The sequence below is a fragment of the Nocardia sp. BMG51109 genome (assembly GCF_000526215.1).
Taxonomy (GTDB): Bacteria; Actinomycetota; Actinomycetes; order Mycobacteriales; family Mycobacteriaceae; genus Nocardia.
In genome coordinates this window covers 2,381,669-2,398,652 of record NZ_JAFQ01000004.1, presented here as the reverse complement: position 1 = coordinate 2,398,652, position 16,984 = coordinate 2,381,669, and the positions used below count along the sequence as shown (strand labels likewise).

Below are 16,984 nucleotides of genomic sequence, written 5' to 3'. Positions count from 1 at the left end.
CAATATTGATCGGGATCGACAGGACGGAGCACAGTTCGGTCATGACCCTTGTGCGACAGTTCGAATTCCACGCTCGGTCCTGTGCGGCATTGGGCTCTCCGTTGTATTCCGCTCTGCTGGAGGAGATCTCGCGCGACGTCGGCAGCGGCGGACCGTGTGCCCGGGTGCTCGACGGCTATGCGCACCTGCCGTTCGCGGCCGCGCTGCCGCTGCGTCTGCTCGGTGCCGTGCACGCGCTGGTCTTGACCGGGGCCGCACCCGAACTCGCCGGGTATTACCCGAGCGCGTCGACGAACGGCCGACGAGGTGCCGACGACACGGTGTGGCACACCGACGACAACACGGTGCGGCACACCGACGACAACATGGTGTGGCACGCATTTCGCCAGGTCGTCCGGGACCGTCCGGAGGAGATACGCGACCGATTGGCCACGCCGCCGCAGACCAACGAGGTGGGCCGGGCCGTTCCGCTGATCACGGGCCTACTGGCGGCGGTCGACGCGATGCCGCTGCCGATCCGGCTGGTGGAGCTGGGCAGCAGCGCGGGACTGAACCTGCGCGCCGACCACTTCCGTTGGTACGCCGATGGTTTCGAGTGGGGTCCACCGGATTCGCCGGTCGCGATCGGCGCGGCCTGGCGCGGCCCGGTACCGGCGTGGCTGCGCGATGCGGCGCGGCGGCATCCGCGACCGGCCGTGATCGAACGCCGCGGCTGCGATCCGGACCCGCTGGATCCGCTGTCGCCGGACGGCGCCCTCGCGCTGCGGTCCTACGTCTGGCCGGACCAGCCGGAGCGCGCCGCGCGGTTGGACGGCGCGCTCCGGCTGGCCGCGCAAATCCCGGCCGAGATCAGCACGAAGGGCGCCGCGGAGTTCCTGGCCGATCTCGAACCGGAGCCCGGAACCCTCACCATCGTCTGGCATTCGGTGATGCGGCAGTACGTACCGGCGGGTGAATGGGCCCTCGTGACCGGCGAACTGGAGCGGCTGGCCGCCGCGAGCCGACCGGACGCGGGCTTCGCGCACATCTGCTTCGAACCGGAGCGCGGCGAGCCCGGCGAGGGCTTTCCGCTCACCGTGCGCATCGGGTCGGCGCCGCCGGTGCTGCTCGCCCGCGCCGCGCCGCACGGAGTGCCGGCATTCGCCTGACCCGGAGCCGGCTGTCCCGCCGGCACCTGCGAAGGCGCGCGTCGGAGTCGGAGTCGCCGTCCCGCACCGTCCGGGGTCCACGGCCGCGCGCTCGCCGGCCGTTGCCGCACAAGCGAACTCAGGCTCGGTCTCGGAGCAGCAGCAAAGAGTAGGCGGCGAGGGTTCCGGTGTCGGTGATCTCGCCGGAGCGGATCATGGCCTCCAGGCGGGTGCGGTCGAACCACTCCGAGCACATGTCCTGTTCCTCCGGTTCGCGCTCGGGCTCGCCGGGCGTCAGCTCGGTCGCCAGGTAGACGCGGCCGTGCTGGCGCAGGGTGCCGGGTGCGGCGTCGATCGGGCCGAGGTAGGTCAGTCGCCCGGCCCGCAGCCCGGTCTCCTCGCGCAGTTCGCGGTGTGCCAGATCCTCCGGGTCGCCGACCGCGAGATCCGGCAGCGTGCCCGCCGGGAACTCCCAGCACCGCCGGCCCAGCGGGTAGCGGAACTGTTCGACCAGGTGGAACCGGTCGCCGTGCTGCGGCACGACCATGACGAAATCGGGCCGATCGATGACGCCGTAGATGTCGACGGTGCCGTCGGACCGCCGAATGGTGTCCTCGCGCACTTCCATCCAGCGATTGCGGTACACGGTCTGCGATCCGAGCGTTTCCATGCCCCGGATTGTGCCCCGGCTGATCGGATTGTGCCGCTGTCGCGGCCGGCCCCGTCAGCCCGCCCCGGACAGGTGCTTCACGCTCGCCGGGGTGGCATATCCCCGGCGGCGCAGGAACCAGCGGATTCGGGTGAGGTCGCGGCCCGCGGGCGGCACGCCGCCCATCGCGTCCATGATGCGGTTGGCGGCGTGGCACGCGACGCTGATGCGGACGGCCTCCGTCAGCGCCGCCTCGGTCACGCCGGCCGCCCGGACCCGCTCCACATCGGCCCGCGTCAGCTCGTCGGGCGCGTCGGCGAGCTTGGCGAGAAAGTCCAGGACGACAACGACTTCGATGGGCTGTCCCGATTCCGCCGGCCGCTCCAGCGCGCGGATCACCAGTTCCTGGTCCTGGAAGCTCTCGGCGACCGCCTGATGGCAGGTGCGGGAGAATTCGCACCGGTTGCGCGCGGAGGTGAACGCCGCGAACAGTTCTCGCTCGCCGACGCTCCACGCGGAGGGGCCGCGCATCAGATCCTGCAGCAGGTCGCTGAACGGCGTCCCGAAGTAGCGATGCCGGTAGATCTGCACCTTGGCCGCGTCCGGCACCTCGGTCCGCCCGAGCACGCGCAGGGCACGCAGCGTCGACCGGCCCGGCAGGTCGTGACCGCGGTCGATGGCGGCGAGCCTCATTCCCGCTCCTCCAGGACGCGCTGCACGGCCCGCAACCGCCGATCGGCGGCGCCGACGGCGGCCACCACCGTGGCCTCGAAAACCTCGTCCTCGGAACGGCTCTCGGTCAGCGTGGCGACCTGATCGTCAGTGACCCGGTGCGCGTGCCGGGCCACGGTGTCGACGAACGGGCCGAGATCGTCGGGTAATGCGGTGGCGCCGCCGGACGCCGCCTCGAAGATCGATCGGCGAATATCGGCGGGCAGGGTGGCGGGGGCCGATTGCACATGCTCGACGAAGCCGTCCCAACGGTCTGCGCGTGATCCCATCGATCCATCTTGCAGCATCCGCGTACGGCACGAACTGTATGTCGGGAGAACGGTTTTCGGTTGTTATCGAGCCCTCGCGCGGGCACCGGTCGCGCGGTGATCCGGATCGCTAGACTCGCCGCGGTGACGGGAACAGAGGATGTGCGGCGCACCCGCGACGCCTACGACGACGTCGCCGAGCTGTACGCCGCGACATTCGAACACGCACTGGCCGACGATCCGTTCGACCGCGCGATGCTGGGAGCGTTCGCCGAGCTGGCCCGCGGCGGCGGCACCGTCGCCGATATCGGTTGCGGCCCCGGGCGGATCACCGGGCACCTGGCCGAACTCGGCCTCGACGTATTCGGTATCGACCTGTCGCCGGAGATGATCCGGCTGGCGCGGGCCGCCCATCCCGCCCTGCGCTTCGAGGTCGGTTCGATGACGGAGCCGGCCGCGGCCGACGGCGCACTGGGCGCGATCGTGGCCTGGTACAGCATCATTCACATTCCGCCGGAACGGCTGCCCGGCGTCGTCGCCGGATTCCATCGGGCGCTCGCCGACCGCGGGCACCTGCTGCTGGCATACCAGGCCGCCGCCGGACCGGACGCCGTACTGCCCCACGATCACCGGGTGGCCCCGAGCTTCCTGTGGTCGCCGGACCGGCTGGAGCGGCTGCTGCGGGACGGCGGATTCCGGGTCGTGGCCCGGATGGTGCGGGAGCCGGAACGGGATCGGGAGTGGGAGCGGCATCCGCAGGCGTACCTGCTGGCCGAGAAGTCGTCGGCGAGTTGATCGCGCGCTCCCCCGGGGCGGCGTGATATCCAGGGCAGATGCAGCCGGCACGCGCGAGCTACGACGTGGTGGTCGTCGGCGGCGGCCACAACGGGCTGGTGGCCGCGGCATATCTGGCCCGGGCCGGACGCTCGGTGCTGGTCCTCGAACGCCGCGACCACACCGGCGGCGCGGCCACCTCGGAGCGGGTCTTCGCGGGCGTGGACGCGCGGTTGTCCCGGTACTCCTACCTGGTGAGCCTGCTGCCGCGGCAGATCGTGCGGGACCTGGACCTCCGGTTCACGACGCGGCGACGCCGGATCTCGTCCTACACACCGGTCGGCGACGCCGGGCTGCTGATCGACAGCGCCGACGAATACCGCACGCGCGCAAGCTTCCTCCGGGTCACCGGGGCGGAGTCCGACTACCTGGCGTGGCAGCGTTTCTACGAGATGACCGGCCGGCTCGCGCAGCGGGTGTTTCCCACGCTGACCCGGCCGCTGCCCACCCGCGCCGAATTGCGGCGTGTCATCGATGATTCCGCGGCCTGGGAGGCGATCTTCGAACGCCCGCTGGGCGAGACGATCGAGGCCACGTTCGCCGACGACACGGTGCGCGGCGTCGCGTTCACCGACGCGCTGATCGGAACCTTCACCCATGCGCACGATCCGGCCCTGCGGCAGAACCGCTGCTTCCTCTACCACGTGATCGGCGGCGGGACCGGCGACTGGGACGTGCCGATCGGCGGGATGGGCGCGCTGACCGATGCGCTCGCCGCGTCGGCCCGCGCCGCCGGGGCCGAGCTGATCACCGAGAGCGCGGTCACCGCCATCGACACCGACGGCGAGGCGGCGGAGGTGCGTTTCGAGACCGGCGCGGTCGGCGCGCGGCACGTGCTGGTGAACGCCGCACCGCGGGAACTGTCGCGGCTGCTCGGCGAGTCCGCGCCCGACCGGCCCGAGGGCTGCCAGCTCAAGGTGAACATGCTGCTGCACCGGTTGCCCCGGCTGCGGGACGCCGTCGACCCGGGAGACGCGTTCGCGGGCACGTTCCACATCGCCGAGGGATACGCCCAACTGGACCGGGCCTACCTGGAGGCCGAGGCGGGGCGGCTCCCGACGGCCCTGCCGTCGGAGATCTACTGCCACACCCTCACCGACCCCTCGATCCTCGCGCCCGGCTTGGCGGCCCGCGGCACCCACACCCTGACGCTGTTCGGCCTGCACACTCCCGCGAATCTGTTCCTGGACCGGCCCGCGGAGGCCACCCGCCTCGCGGTCGATTCGGCGCTGGCCCAGTTGGATTCGGTGCTGGCCGAGCCGATTCGCGACTGTCTGGCCGTGGATGCCGAGGGGCGGCCGTGCCTCGAGGCGAAGAATCCGCTGGATCTGGAGCGCGAGCTGGGCCTGCCGGGCGGCCACATCTTCCACGGCGACCTGGAGTTCCCCTTCCGCACCGACGATGCGGCCGACCCGGCCGCGCGGTGGGGTGTGAGCACCGGCCACCGCACCGTATTCCTGTGCGGCGCCGGCACCGTCCGCGGCGGCGGGGTCAGCGGGATCGGCGGCCACAATGCCGCCATGGCCGTTCTCGAATCGGGCTGAGTACCGAGCGGCCGGGTGCGCCCGATCAGCGCGGAGTCGTACGGACCACCAGGGTGCGCAACGGGAGATCGAATTCGCCGGAGCGCGTTTCGGGCCGGCCGCGCAGATATTCCGCGATACGCGCGAGGAGTGCGGCGCGATCGGCCGAATCCAGCACCAGGGCGTGCGAATGGGTTCCGACGGTGGCGGCGAGGCTTTCCGCGGTGCGCCGCTGGGTGTGCGGAAAGTACTGGCGCCGGAACGGTGCGAACAGCGGATGCGCCGGGTCGGGGTCGCGTGAGCGCTGCCGCGTCAGCACCTCGGTGCGAGAGAGCCGGTCCAGTTCCGCCACCCATTCGACCGAGGAGTCGTGCATATTCCAGAACGCCGCCAGCACGCCGCCGGGCCGCAGCACCCGCGCGATCTCCGGGAACGCCCGCGGTGGGTCGAACCAGTGGAATGCCTGCCCGACCAGTACGGCATCGACCGAATCGGCCGGTAGCGGAATACTTTCCGCGCTTCCGGCCAGCGCGGCCGGCCGCGGATGCCGCCGGGCGAATTCGGCCCGCATGGCGTCGTCGGGCTCGACCGCGGTCACCCGCGCGCCGACCTCGATCAGGCCGTCGGTGAGCTTTCCGGTACCCGCGGCGAGATCGAGCACCTCGGGCTCGGCGGTCGCGCCGAGCGGTTCCAGTGCCCACCGGATTCCGGCGAGCGGATAGTCCGGCCGATGCGCGGCATAGGCCCCGGCCTCCGCACCGAACGAATTCGCCCGGCGCGCCCACAGTTCGGGGTGGCTCGGATTCGGTTCACCGGTCTCGCTCACGCGGCAATGCTATCCGCCTGAATGAACCCGTCACCGGACGACGGGCAGACCCGATCCGGGTTCGGACAGCCACAGCAGCCAGGGCGGCACGATGAGCGCGGCGAACTCCTCGTAACCGGCCGTGCCCGGGTGGTAGTCGTCCTCGGACGCGACCTCGCGCATCCAGGTTGTGCTCTGCCGCAGCGGCTGATGCACGCGCACGTACGACACGCCCTCGGCGCCGCAGACTTCGGCGAACTCGGCATCCAATTTCTCGATCCGGCTGTTGTGTTCGTCGTCGTTCACCGGCGGTGGCGCGACCATCAGCGTCGGCCAGCCGAGCCCGCGGGTCCCGCGCAGTACCGCCGTCAGATTGGCCACCGAGCGTTCGGTGGGCACCCATGTCCGGCCGTCGTCCAGCAGGGTGTCGTCGATACCGAAGGAGAGCACCACGCGCCCGTCGATATCGGCCGGTAGCCGGCGCCGGCACTCGCCCTCCCACCGCTCCGCGATATCGGTCGACGTCGCCCGGCGCACGCCCAGGTTGTAGTAGGTCACTGGATATCCGGCGCCGGCCGCGCGGGCGGCCAGCCGGCCCGCCCAGCCGAGACACTGCCTGTCCCCCAGACCGGCCACCAGCGAGTCCCCGACGAAGCAGATACGGACGTCTCGAACCACCGTGTGATGGTTTCACGTCCGCGGCGCATTGATGGGACAAAGGGCGGAATCCACGCGCGAACCGCCGGGCCATAGGATCGCGGTGACGTGTCGGGGAGGGAGCCGGGAGGGAGTACGTATGGCAACGCCCGGGCCGGACGCCGGCTTACGACAGGACGACGACGCGGACTCCGTCCGAACCGGCCACGGAGACACCGGCGAGTCGCGCGGCTCCGCCGAATCGGACGGCCCTGCCGGACGAGCCCGACGGCGTGTTGCCGCCGGATGGCTCGGCACGCTGCTGCATACTCTCACCCCAGCCGACCCCGCTCCCTCGATCCGAAAGATCCGATACGACATGCGAGTCGACGGGCGGGAGATTCCCGTCTCCGGCAGCCTGCTGCAGCCACGGATCCGGCGCACCAGCGACATCATCCGGGTCGCGCTGTCGGCGGTGCTGGTGGCGGTCGTCGTCGCGGGCTCGCTGATCACGCGGCCGCGCTGGGAGGCGCTGGAGCGCTCGCTGTCCGACATTCTCGGCATCCTGACGCCCGAGCAGTCGAACCTGGTCTATCTGCTCTACGGCGCCGCGATCGTGGCGCTGCCGTTCGCGATCCTGGTGCGGTTGATCTTCCGCTGGCAGTGGACCCTGCTGTTCGGATATCTGACGGCCGGGCTGATCGCGGTCGTCCTGCTGTCGATCACCGGCACCGGAATCTCGGCGCCGCAATGGCATGTGGCCGCGCAGCTGGACACCTTCCTGTCCCAGTTCCTCGACGACCCGCGCTGGATCGCCATGCTCACCGCGATGCTGACGGTTGCCAGCCCGTGGCTGCCGGCCTCGTGGCGGCGCTGGTGGTGGGCGCTGCTGCTGGCGTTCGTGCCACTGCATCTGTTCGTCAGCCTGGTGGTGCCGTCGCGGGCGATGTTCGGCCTGGCGCTGGGCTGGTGGGTCGGGGCGGTGATCGTGCTGCTGGTCGGCACGCCCGCGCTGGAGGTGCCGCTGGACGCCGCAGTCCGGGTCCTGGCCAAGCGCGGCTACACGGTCACGAGCTTCACCGTGCTGCGACCGGCCGGGCCGGGGCCGCTGCAACTGTCGGCGGAGACCGGGCCCGATCACCGGCTGACGGTGGAGCTCTACGGCCAGAATCAGCGCAGCTGGGGAATCCTGCGCCAGGTGCGCCGCTGGCTGACCTTCCGGCCGGGCGAGCGCGCACCGGCCTTCGCGTCGCTGCGGCGCGCGGTCGAACATCGGGCGCTGATGGGCATCGCGATCGGCGATCTCGGCCTGGCCAGTAACAAGCCGCTCACGGTGGCCGCCCTGGAGCGCGGCTGGACGCTCTACGCGCACACGGTTCCACGCGGCCGGACGCTGTCGACCGGCGACGAGGCCGCCCTCGGCACCGTGTGGCAGGCGCTGCAGACCATGCACCGGGCCCAGATCTCGCACGGCGATCTGCGCGCCGAGGAGATCCGCCTGGTCGACGGCCGGGTGTTGTTCAGCGGGTTCATGGTCGCCGAATTCGGTTCCTACGAGGCGCGATTCTCCTCCGACGTGGCTCAGCTGCTGCTGTCGACCGGTGCGATGTTCGGCCCGGAACCGGTGGTGCGCACCGCGATTCAGGTACTCGGCGATCAGGCGGTGCTCAATGCCTCACGGCGGCTGACGAAATCGGCGCTGCCGGCCCCGGTGCGCAATTCGGCGCCCGACGCCAAGGGTCTGATGAAGCGGGTGCGCGCGGAGGTGCTGCTGCAGACCGGCGAGGATCGCATCGAGGCCGCGCAGATCACCCGGTTCAGCCGCAACCAGTTCATCCAGCTGGTGCTGTTGATCGCCCTGGTCTATGTCGCCTACCCGTTCATCAGCCAGGTGCCGACGTTCATCACCGAACTGGGCCGGGCCAACTGGTGGTGGGCGCTGCTCGGGCTGGCCGTCTCGGTCGCGACCTATCTCGGGGCCGCCATGGCGCTGTGGGGGTGCACGTCGGAGTCGGTGAACTTCCGCAATCTGTTTCTCGCCCAGGTGGCCAACACGTTCGCGGCCACCACCACGCCGGCCGGCGTCGGCGGACTCGCGCTGAACGTGCGCTTCCTGCAGAAGAACGGGCTGGGCGCGATGCGGGCCACCGCGGCCGTGGCGCTGCAGCAGTCGGTTCAGGTGATCACGCACGTCGGGCTGCTGATCGTCTTCAGTGTGGCCGCAGGGGTTTCGGCGAATCTGGGGCATTTCGTGCCCAGCCCGACCGTGCTGTATCTGGTGGCCGGCGCGGTGCTCGGACTGGTCGGCGTGGCGATGTTCGTGCCGACCGTGCGGCGGTGGCTGCGCACCGAGGTCCGCCCGCAGCTGTCGGAGGTCGTGCGCGAGCTGCGCGAGCTGGCGCACAGCCCGGTCCGGCTGGCGATGATCGTGGGCGGTTGTGCCGCAATCACTCTCGGCGCGGCCGGTGCATTGTGGGCCAGCATCGAGGCGTTCGGCGGCAGCACCACGTTCGTCACGGTCACCATGGCCACCATGGTCGGCGGGACGCTGGCCTCGGCCGCGCCCACGCCGGGCGGCGTGGGCGCCGTCGAGGCCGCCCTGATCGGTCTGCTCGCCGGCGCATTCGGTGTGCCGCAGGCCATCGCGGTTCCCGCCGTGCTGCTGTACCGCGTGCTGACCTGCTGGTTGCCGGTGTTCGGCGGCTGGCTGATCATGCGCCGGCTCACCAGCCGCGACATGATCTGAGTTCAGTGGGGGCGCGGCCCATCGGGCAGTGCGCCCAGTTCCCCGAGGGCCTGCTCCGCGGACAGGCAGCCGGCGGTGGTCAGCTCGAGATTGCCCAGCGACGCCTCGTGCACCTCCGGTGCCGCCGCGGTGACGCAGTCGGCGATCGGATGCACGGTGAAACCGAGATCGGTACCGTGCCGGGCAGTCTGCTCGACGGTCAGGTTCGTCGCCACCCCGGTGATCAGCAGCGTGTCCACACCGCGTGCGGCCAGCCAGTCCGGCAGCGCGGTCCCCGCCAGACCGGACAGCTTCTGGTTGTCGAACGTGGCGCCCTGCTCCGCCTGCTCGGCCATGGCCGGAACGATCTGCGAGCCGGGCGATTCCGGCCGGAACTCGGTCTGGGCCGCGGCGACGGAACGCATGAACCCGGTGTTGCGCACCAGACCGCCCTCACCCACGGGAATCGTGAACCGGGTGAAAACCAGTGGCACCCCGGCCTTCCGGGCGGCGGCGTGAAACGCCACCGCCCGCTCGACAACCCCGCTCGCGGCGACGGGCTCGGCCAGCATCGGCCCGAAGAACCCGTCGGGTTCGATGACGTTCACCTGCCAGTGCAGCGCGAGCACAGCGGTCCGAGCACTATCGAAGGCCATGAAACCCATACTGCCCCAACCGCACCGCCCCCGCCGGGAAGGTCCCTGGCGGGCCGGCCGTGATCAGCCCGAATAGTCCTTGCGGAGTTGGACTTTGACGACCTTGCCGCTGGCGTTGCGGGGGAGTTCGGGGACGACGACCAGGTCCTTGGGGTGCTTGTAGCGGGCCAGGTTCTCGTTCAGGAACGGGGCGAGTTCCTCCAGGGTCAGGGTGTCGTCCGCGTCGGTCAGGGCGACGACGGCCACCGGGACCTCGCCCCACTTGTCGTGGGCGCGGCCGACGACCGCGGCCTCGTGGATCTTCGGGTGGGCGAACAGGACGTTCTCGACCTCGGCGCAGTAGATGTTCTCGCCGCCGGAGATGATCATGTCCTTCTTGCGGTCCACCACCCAGACGAAGCCCTCCTCGTCGGCGCGGACCAGATCGCCGGAGTGGAACCAGCCGCCGGCGAACGCCTCCGCGGTGGCCTCCGGCTTGTTCCAGTAGCCCTGCATGAGAGTCGGTCCGCGATAGACGATTTCGCCGATCTCACCGGGAGCGACATCGTTCATCTCGTCGTCGACGATGCGGCTCTGGATGGTCGGGATGGGCCTGCCCACCGAACCGAGCTTGCGCAGCTGGTCGCGGCCCTCCAGCACGCAGGTGATCGGCGACATCTCGGTCTGACCGAACACCGCGACGTTCTGCGCCTCCGGGAAGCATTCGGCCATCGCCCGCAGCACCGTGTCGGAGGCGGGCGCCGCACCCCAGCTGAGCATCTTCAGCGCGGTCTTGCGCTGCTTGACCGTCGGCTCCTCGCAGATCAGCTGCCACTGCGCGGGCACACAGAACGCGGTGGTGGCCTGCTCGGCCTCGACCGCGTCGAGGAACTCGGTGGCGTCGAACGCGCCGAGCGGGTGCAGCACGGTCTTGGTGCCGAGCTGGAAAGCCGGTGCGAGACTGCCGATTCCGGCGATGTGGAACAGCGGCGAGGTGCAGAAGCCGACCGATTCCGCGGAGATGTCCATGGCGCGGATGCAGGTCAGCGCCTGCGCCGTCATATTGGTGTGGGACAGGATCGCGCCCTTGGGGCTCCCGGTGGTGCCCGAGGTGTACATGATCAGGCAGGGCGTGTCCTCCGGAATGTCCAGCGGCACATGGGGTTCGCCCTCTTCGGCCAGCGCGTCGTCGTAGCCCACCACGCCGTCGGCGGTCTGCCCGCCGATCACGATGCAGGTCTCCAGGCCCGGGGACTGAGCCTGCACGCCCGTCGCCAGTGGTTGCAGCAGGCTGTCGGTGACGATCGCCTTGCCGCCGGAGTCGGCGACGATGTAGGCGACCTCCGGCGGCGTCAGCCGGAAGTTCACCGGCACCGCGATGGCGCCGAGCGCGTTGATTCCGAACACCGCCTCGAGGTACTCGGGATAATTGAGCGCGAGGATGAGCACCCGATCGCCGAACCCGACCCCTCGACGGGCGAGCGCGTCCGCGAACTTCAGCGAGCGCTCGTGCAACTGCTTCCAGGTGGTGTCCTGACCCCGGAACCGGATCGCGACGGCGTCCGGGCGCATCAGCGCGTGCGCCGCGATCTGGTTGTTCCAGTGGTTGCGCCGCGACCGGATCGGTTCGGCGAGCGCTCGGGCACCGGTGGTCATGTATGGTCCTCTCCGCCTTCGGCTGAACAACCGCGAGAATAGCAGCTAACTTTTGACCGTGACAAGGGTTACAGAGAGGGTTCGACAGCTCGTTTCTCATCTGATCTTTTTCCAGCTCATCCCAGATCTTTCGATTGATGCAAACTACGTCGACCAGAGCGCGTTTCCGGATAACCTAGGATGGGCGAGCAAACTGCGGCTTACATCAAGGTTGAACTCGGCGTCCCGCCCGTGCCACTATCGAGCCCAGCCGCGGGCGCGCGTGCCTGCGTAATCAAGGAGGTCCCCCCGATGTTGCGCACCAGGTTCACCGAGGAGTTCGGCGTCGAGCACCCGATCGTGCAGGGCGGCATGATGTGGGTCGGCCGGGCCGAACTCGTGGCGGCCGTCGCGAATGCCGGAGGGCTCGGCTTCATCACCGCGCTCACCCAGCCCACCCCCGAGGATCTGCGCAAGGAGATCGCCCGCGCCCGCGAGCTCACCGACAAGCCGTTCGGCGTGAACGTGACGATCCTGCCCTCGATCAATCCGCCGCCGTACGAGGAGTACGTGCAGGCCATCATCGAGTCCGGGGTGAAAATCGTCGAGACCGCCGGCAGCAACCCGGAGCCGTTCCTCCCGGGCTATCGGGCCGCCGGAATCAAGGTGCTGCACAAGTGCACCAGCGTGCGGCACGCGCTCAAGGCACAGAAGATCGGCGTCGACGGCGTATCCATCGACGGCTTCGAATGCGCCGGACATCCGGGCGAGGACGACGTGCCGGGCCTGGTGCTGATCCCCGCCGCCGCCAAGGCGCTGGAGATTCCGATCATCGCCTCCGGCGGCATCGCCGACGCCCGCGGGCTGGTGGCCGCGCTGGCGCTGGGCGCCGACGGCGTCAACATGGGCACCCGGTTCCTGTGCACCCGGGAATCGGCCGTGCACCAGAAGGTCAAGGAGCAGATCGTCGCGCACACCGAGCGCAACACCCAGCTCATCTTCCGCACCATGCGCAATACCGCCCGCGTGGCCGACAACGAGATCAGTCGCAAGGTCGTCGAGATCGAGGCGGCCGGCGGAAAATTCGAGGACGTCCGCGAGCTGGTCGCCGGCGTACGCGGCCGCCGCGTATTCGAGGACGGTGACCTGGACGCCGGCATCTGGTCCGCGGGTCAGGTCCAGGGGCTCATCGACGACATCCCCAGCTGCGACGAGCTGATCTCCCGCATGGTCTCCGAGGCCGAATCACTGATCAACTCTCGCCTCGCCTCTTTCGTCGCCTGAGCGGCCCCGGCCCTCGCACCGCGGTGGGCCGGATAGCCCGGATCCCGGGACGACGGCTCCCGGGACGACGGCTCCCGGCCGGGTTCCGCCCGCTCACGCCCGGGCGAGGACCGCGTTGTAGTCGTGGCTGGCGATGACCTCGATGCCCTCGGGGAGGGCGTGCAGGCGCTGGATGGTTTCGAAGGTCTTGTCCCGGTCGGTGTCGAAGAGCTGGCCCGGCAGCGGCGCCTTCTCTCGAATCAGCTCGATCTGCAGGGTGTTCCAGACCGCGTCGCCGACCAGCAGAACGCGGGTGCCGTCGTCCACCGCGAGCAGGACGCCGATGCTGCCGGGGGTGTGGCCGGAGAGATCGACGAGGATCACCGCGCCGTCACCGAACAGATCGTGGCTGCGGGCGAAGGTGAGGACGGGTGGTCCCGACAGCTCGACGTTGCCGATCCGGCGGTCCTGCAGGGTCGCGCGAACCACGCTGTGGGGTGCCCGGTCTCCGGACATCGCCCATTCGTATTCGATTCCGGGAACGCGCAACTCGAGCGACTCGGGCATGTCCAGCAGGCCCGACACGTGGTCCCAGTGCAGATGGGTGGCCAGCGCGAAATCGATGTCCTCGCCCGACAGCTTCCGGGTCGACAGCGCGTCGGCGAGGCCGAGAACCGGCTTGTCGGGCGAGACCAGCAGGCCGACCGGGAAGGGCAGGCCCGGCATCACCCGCTTGTGCAGATTCGCGCAGATCGCCGGATCGACCAGGAACCGGGCCTGCGGATGCTCGATCAGGAAGGCGCCCATCGCCATCGGCAGCGACCGCAGGCTGCGCATCCCCTCGGCGACGAGGGTGGCCGGCGCGGAGGTGCGTGCCTGCGCGAGCGCGGTCATGGCGACCGTCCGGCGGGCCGGCGGGAGCGGCGCCACCGGCAGGTTCGCGAGGAAGCCGGCATCGGGACGGCGCGGCCGCAGCAGTCGGCGAGGGGTCGCGATCACCGCGGCACAGCAGTCGGCCAGCGCACCCAGAACGCCGGGGCGGCCGGCAGTCACATCCGGCTGATCGATAGGTTCTGTCACAGCGCCACGCTATGCGATCGTCGCGGCGTGCCGGTAGCCCCTTCTCCCCGACGCGAGTTGTCGGCATAATCGCCGGGGGATACCTGACGCCCGGGGATCTCCGCCGACTGCGGGGAGGAGCGCCACATGGGGCACAGCACGACGATCGATCAGTACTCGACACCATGACCGAACCTCCGCCCAGTACCGGCGCCGGGCCCGCGACCGCGGGTTCGGCGGCCGAGGCATCGGTCCTGACGTCCACTTGCCATGCGGTCCCGGCGAATCGGGACGCGCGGCGCGCACCCGGAGCGGTGCGATGAACGGTCGGCCGAGCACTCGGGAGCGGGGCGGGGTGTTGTTCCTGTTCTCCGGCCAGGGCGGCGAATACGCCGGAATGGGCCGGGCGCTGGCGGCGCGGTATCCGGCGTTCGCCCGGGCGGTCGACGCCGCGGCGGAGGCCGTGGTGCGGGCCGGCGGCCCGCGGGTGTGGACGCCCCGGCACGGGTTCGCGAACAGCCTCGCGGCGGCCGACGCGATCCAACCGGCACTGTTCAGCTACCAGTTCGCGCTGGCGGAACTGTTGCGGGAATGGCGGATTCGCCTCGACGCGGTCGCCGGGTACGGCGTCGGCGAGGTCGCGGGCGCCGTGGTGAGCGGGGCGCTCCCGCTGGCCGACGGCGCTCGGGTCGCGGTGGCCCGCGGCCGGGTGCCGCAGGACGGTCCCGGCGCGGCCGCGGTGCTGGAGGGTGACCCCGACGAATTGCGGCGCATGGTGGAGCCGATGCGCGCCGCCGTCGCGATCGCGTCGGTCGACGGGCCGCGCTCGGTCGTGGTGTCCGGCGAACCGCGCTACGTCGAGACGCTGCTGCGGCGGGCCCACCGGCGCGGGCTGCCCGCCCGCACTCTCGCCGTCGATCCGACGCTGCATCGCCCTTCGGCGCGAGACCTGGTGCCCGACTTCGTCACCCGACTCGACGGACTCGCCGTCGGCCGGCCGCGGCTGCCGATCTATTCGACCGTCCGGCGTGCCCAGGTGCTGGAGACGGCCGCACTGACCGCCGAGTACTGGACCGAGAACGTCTGCGGCACCGTGGAACTGGCCGCGGCACTGGAAACCGCCGCGGCCGACGGTCTCTCGACGGTGGTGGAGGTCGCGCCCAGCCCGGTGCTGGCCGCGGCGGTGCGCGGCTACGACGAGTTTCGCGAGTCGACATATACGGTGGCCGATCGGGACGACGAGGCCGAGACCTTTCTCGAGGCGGTCGCCCGGCTGCACGCCGAAGGCAGGACGGCACCACCGGTTACGGAGGCGGGTCCGCCCTTCGGCAACGAGGCGGGCGAGCATCGGCCGACGGCCGTCGCGGACCCGTCCCCGGCAGCGACAACCGGTGCCGCCACGGGTTACGAGTGGCTGACCGCCGCCGGTCCGGCATCGTCGCGGCGCAGCGGTGCACCGAGGAGACCCGGCATTCCGGATGCCACCGACGGCACCGGCCGCGCCGTGGACGGCGACGTGACCGACCCGACCGGCGACATGGCCGAAAACACCCGGGGCACAGCCGTTTACGGACCCACCGTCGCCACCGCGGCCGGATGGGCGGCGTCGATCGTGACCGAAGAGCACTGGGTGCCGGAACCGTTCCCGGACCACCACGCCGCGCCGCACCGCCCGCCGCTGGAGCGAGCGCTCGTGGTGGGCGAGTCCACGCTCGCGGTGGCGCTCGAGCGGGAGCTGGACCGGCGGCTGTCGGCGCTGCGCGTGACCTGCGATCCGGCCGACGCCGGACCGATCGTCTCGTCGCTGACGACCGGCCACACCGCCCCGACGGCCATCGTCCTGGTATGGCCGACACCGGACCGCCCGGTCCCGGTCACGACGGGTATCGCGGGAGCCCTCGACCTACTGCAGCGAGTCCAGGACGGCCCGGCGACCACCCTGACGGTGGTTCTGACCGATCGCGACTCGCTCACTCAGAACGCGATCGCCGGCCTGGTCCGGACACTGCAATTGGAGTCGGCCCTCCCGACCCGATTGATCTGGGCATCGGACGACGACCCGGCGCCCGTGGCCGATCAGGTGCTGAATCCGACTGTCTCCCAAGAGATTAGGATTTCGGACCACACCGTCCGCGGCCGCCGGTTCCGGTCCGTCGCCGCCGGATCCGCGCCGATCGGCATCCGCGCCGAGGGCACCTACGTGGTGACCGGCGGGCTCGGCACCCTCGGCGCGGTGGCGGTCCGCTGGCTGCTCGAGGCCGGTGCGCGCGACGTCGTCGTGCTCACCCGCGCGCCGCGCCCGCTGCCCCGGCTGCTCGACGGCCTGGACGACCGCATCGTCGTGGTCCGCTGCGATGTCACCGATCGCGCCGATCTGGCCAACGCGCTGTTCGACATTCGCGCCTGCGGGTCGACCGTGCGCGGGGTGGTGCACGCGGCGGGTGTCCGGCGAGATGCCGAATTCGGCTCGGTGACAACGGGTGTGCTCGCCGATCTGTACGAGCCCCGGGTCGGCGCGGCCGGTCATCTGCTCGACCTCACCGCACCCGATCCGGTCGATTTCGTGCTGCTGTCCTCCTCGTCGACCGGTGCGCTCGGAGCGCCGGGGCAGGCCGCCGACGCCGCCGTGCACGCCGCCCTGGACACCCTGGCGCGCAGCCGGATCGACGACCGCATCCGCAGCATCGGCTGGGGCGTATGGATTTCCGGACCGGTGGTCTCCGCGGGCGACGCCAGGCTGCGCCGGGCCGGAATGGTCCCGTTCGATGTGGCGCGGGGCACCGCGGTGCTGTCGGTGGCCCTGGGCCACCGGTCGCCGTCGGTACTTGCCGTCGACTACGCCCCTACCGACGACGCCGGTCCGATCGCCGCCCGCCTGCGCGGCCTGCTTCCGGAAGGCGCCGGACCTCCGCAGCCCGCCCCGAAACCCCTCGGCGTCAAACCCGTACCGCTGCACGGCCATTCGACCGCCGCGGCCCTGGGTGCGGCCCTGACCCGCGGAATCCGCCCCACCCCGCCCCGCGACGAAGCACTCTGAACGCGACTCCACCCGCCACCGGTGCCCGTGGCGTGTCGGTCCCGACCGCCCGCGAACCCGGCGCATGATGGCCGGC

Annotated in this window: 14 protein-coding genes; 6 read left to right on the top strand and 8 right to left on the bottom strand. The window is 70.9% G+C overall.

The features are described 5' to 3' along the window. Positions 1 to 41 precede the first annotated feature (41 nt). Complete coding sequence (locus tag D892_RS0112305) at positions 42 to 1,148, top strand: DUF2332 domain-containing protein (RefSeq protein WP_024801523.1); 1,107 nt, start codon at positions 42 to 44, stop codon at positions 1,146 to 1,148. A 118-nt stretch (positions 1,149 to 1,266) separates the two neighbouring features. On the opposite strand, the gene D892_RS0112300 is transcribed toward D892_RS0112305, so the two are convergent. Genes D892_RS0112300 through D892_RS41005 form a run of 3 tightly spaced genes read right to left on the bottom strand, consistent with a single transcriptional unit; the run spans position 1,267 to position 2,777 of the window. Further along, the gene (locus D892_RS0112300) at positions 1,267 to 1,797 is read right to left on the bottom strand and encodes an NUDIX hydrolase (protein ID WP_036566972.1); all 531 of its coding nucleotides are present in this window, start codon (positions 1,795 to 1,797) and stop codon (positions 1,267 to 1,269) included. A 54-nt stretch (positions 1,798 to 1,851) separates the two neighbouring features. Next, a complete protein-coding gene (locus D892_RS43635; RefSeq protein ID WP_024801521.1) occupies positions 1,852 to 2,469 on the bottom strand; it encodes a hypothetical protein in 618 nt (205 codons plus the stop codon). After that, a complete protein-coding gene (locus tag D892_RS41005) occupies positions 2,466 to 2,777 on the bottom strand; it encodes a hypothetical protein (protein WP_063630025.1) in 312 nt (103 codons plus the stop codon). The genes D892_RS43635 and D892_RS41005 overlap by 4 nt, the downstream gene beginning before the upstream one ends. 123 nt (positions 2,778 to 2,900) lie before the next feature. Between D892_RS41005 and D892_RS0112285 the strand changes: the two genes are divergently transcribed. Together D892_RS0112285 and D892_RS0112280 are read left to right on the top strand one after the other, a co-directional pair. Beyond that, a complete protein-coding gene (locus tag D892_RS0112285; RefSeq protein ID WP_024801519.1) occupies positions 2,901 to 3,551 on the top strand; it encodes a class I SAM-dependent methyltransferase in 651 nt (216 codons plus the stop codon). A gap of 38 nt (positions 3,552 to 3,589) precedes the next feature. Then, positions 3,590 to 5,134 (top strand): NAD(P)/FAD-dependent oxidoreductase, encoded by a 1,545-nt coding sequence (locus D892_RS0112280; RefSeq protein ID WP_024801518.1) that lies wholly within the window; start codon positions 3,590 to 3,592, stop codon positions 5,132 to 5,134. Positions 5,135 to 5,159: 25 nt separating this feature from the next. On the opposite strand, the gene D892_RS0112275 is transcribed toward D892_RS0112280, so the two are convergent. After that, on the bottom strand, positions 5,160 to 5,939 hold the full coding sequence (locus D892_RS0112275) for a class I SAM-dependent methyltransferase (RefSeq protein ID WP_024801517.1): 780 nt from the start codon (positions 5,937 to 5,939) through the stop codon (positions 5,160 to 5,162). Between the two features lie 30 nt (positions 5,940 to 5,969). After that, positions 5,970 to 6,596 (bottom strand): GDSL-type esterase/lipase family protein, encoded by a 627-nt coding sequence (locus D892_RS0112270; RefSeq protein ID WP_024801516.1) that lies wholly within the window; start codon positions 6,594 to 6,596, stop codon positions 5,970 to 5,972. A 337-nt stretch (positions 6,597 to 6,933) separates the two neighbouring features. On the opposite strand from D892_RS0112270, the gene D892_RS0112260 reads away from it, so the two are divergent. Then, complete coding sequence (locus tag D892_RS0112260; protein ID WP_024801515.1) at positions 6,934 to 9,300, top strand: lysylphosphatidylglycerol synthase transmembrane domain-containing protein; 2,367 nt, start codon at positions 6,934 to 6,936, stop codon at positions 9,298 to 9,300. Between the two features lie 2 nt (positions 9,301 to 9,302). Here the strand turns inward: D892_RS0112260 and D892_RS0112255 are convergent, their stop codons facing one another. Continuing rightward, a complete protein-coding gene (locus D892_RS0112255; RefSeq protein ID WP_024801514.1) occupies positions 9,303 to 9,935 on the bottom strand; it encodes a cysteine hydrolase in 633 nt (210 codons plus the stop codon). A 63-nt stretch (positions 9,936 to 9,998) separates the two neighbouring features. Continuing rightward, a complete protein-coding gene (gene fadD5 / locus D892_RS0112250) occupies positions 9,999 to 11,570 on the bottom strand; it encodes a fatty-acid--CoA ligase FadD5 (RefSeq protein ID WP_024801513.1) in 1,572 nt (523 codons plus the stop codon). A gap of 291 nt (positions 11,571 to 11,861) precedes the next feature. Here fadD5 and D892_RS0112245 point away from each other — a divergent pair, with 291 nt between their 5' ends. Next, on the top strand, positions 11,862 to 12,833 hold the full coding sequence (locus D892_RS0112245) for a nitronate monooxygenase family protein (RefSeq protein ID WP_024801512.1): 972 nt from the start codon (positions 11,862 to 11,864) through the stop codon (positions 12,831 to 12,833). 93 nt (positions 12,834 to 12,926) lie between these two features. Here the strand turns inward: D892_RS0112245 and D892_RS0112240 are convergent, their stop codons facing one another. Continuing rightward, positions 12,927 to 13,892: an MBL fold metallo-hydrolase gene (locus D892_RS0112240; RefSeq protein WP_198036882.1), complete on the bottom strand. Its 966-nt coding sequence runs from the start codon at positions 13,890 to 13,892 to the stop codon at positions 12,927 to 12,929. 298 nt (positions 13,893 to 14,190) lie between these two features. On the opposite strand from D892_RS0112240, the gene D892_RS0112235 reads away from it, so the two are divergent. Continuing rightward, positions 14,191 to 16,908: an SDR family NAD(P)-dependent oxidoreductase gene (locus D892_RS0112235; RefSeq protein ID WP_084161040.1), complete on the top strand. Its 2,718-nt coding sequence runs from the start codon at positions 14,191 to 14,193 to the stop codon at positions 16,906 to 16,908. Positions 16,909 to 16,984 lie beyond the last annotated feature (76 nt).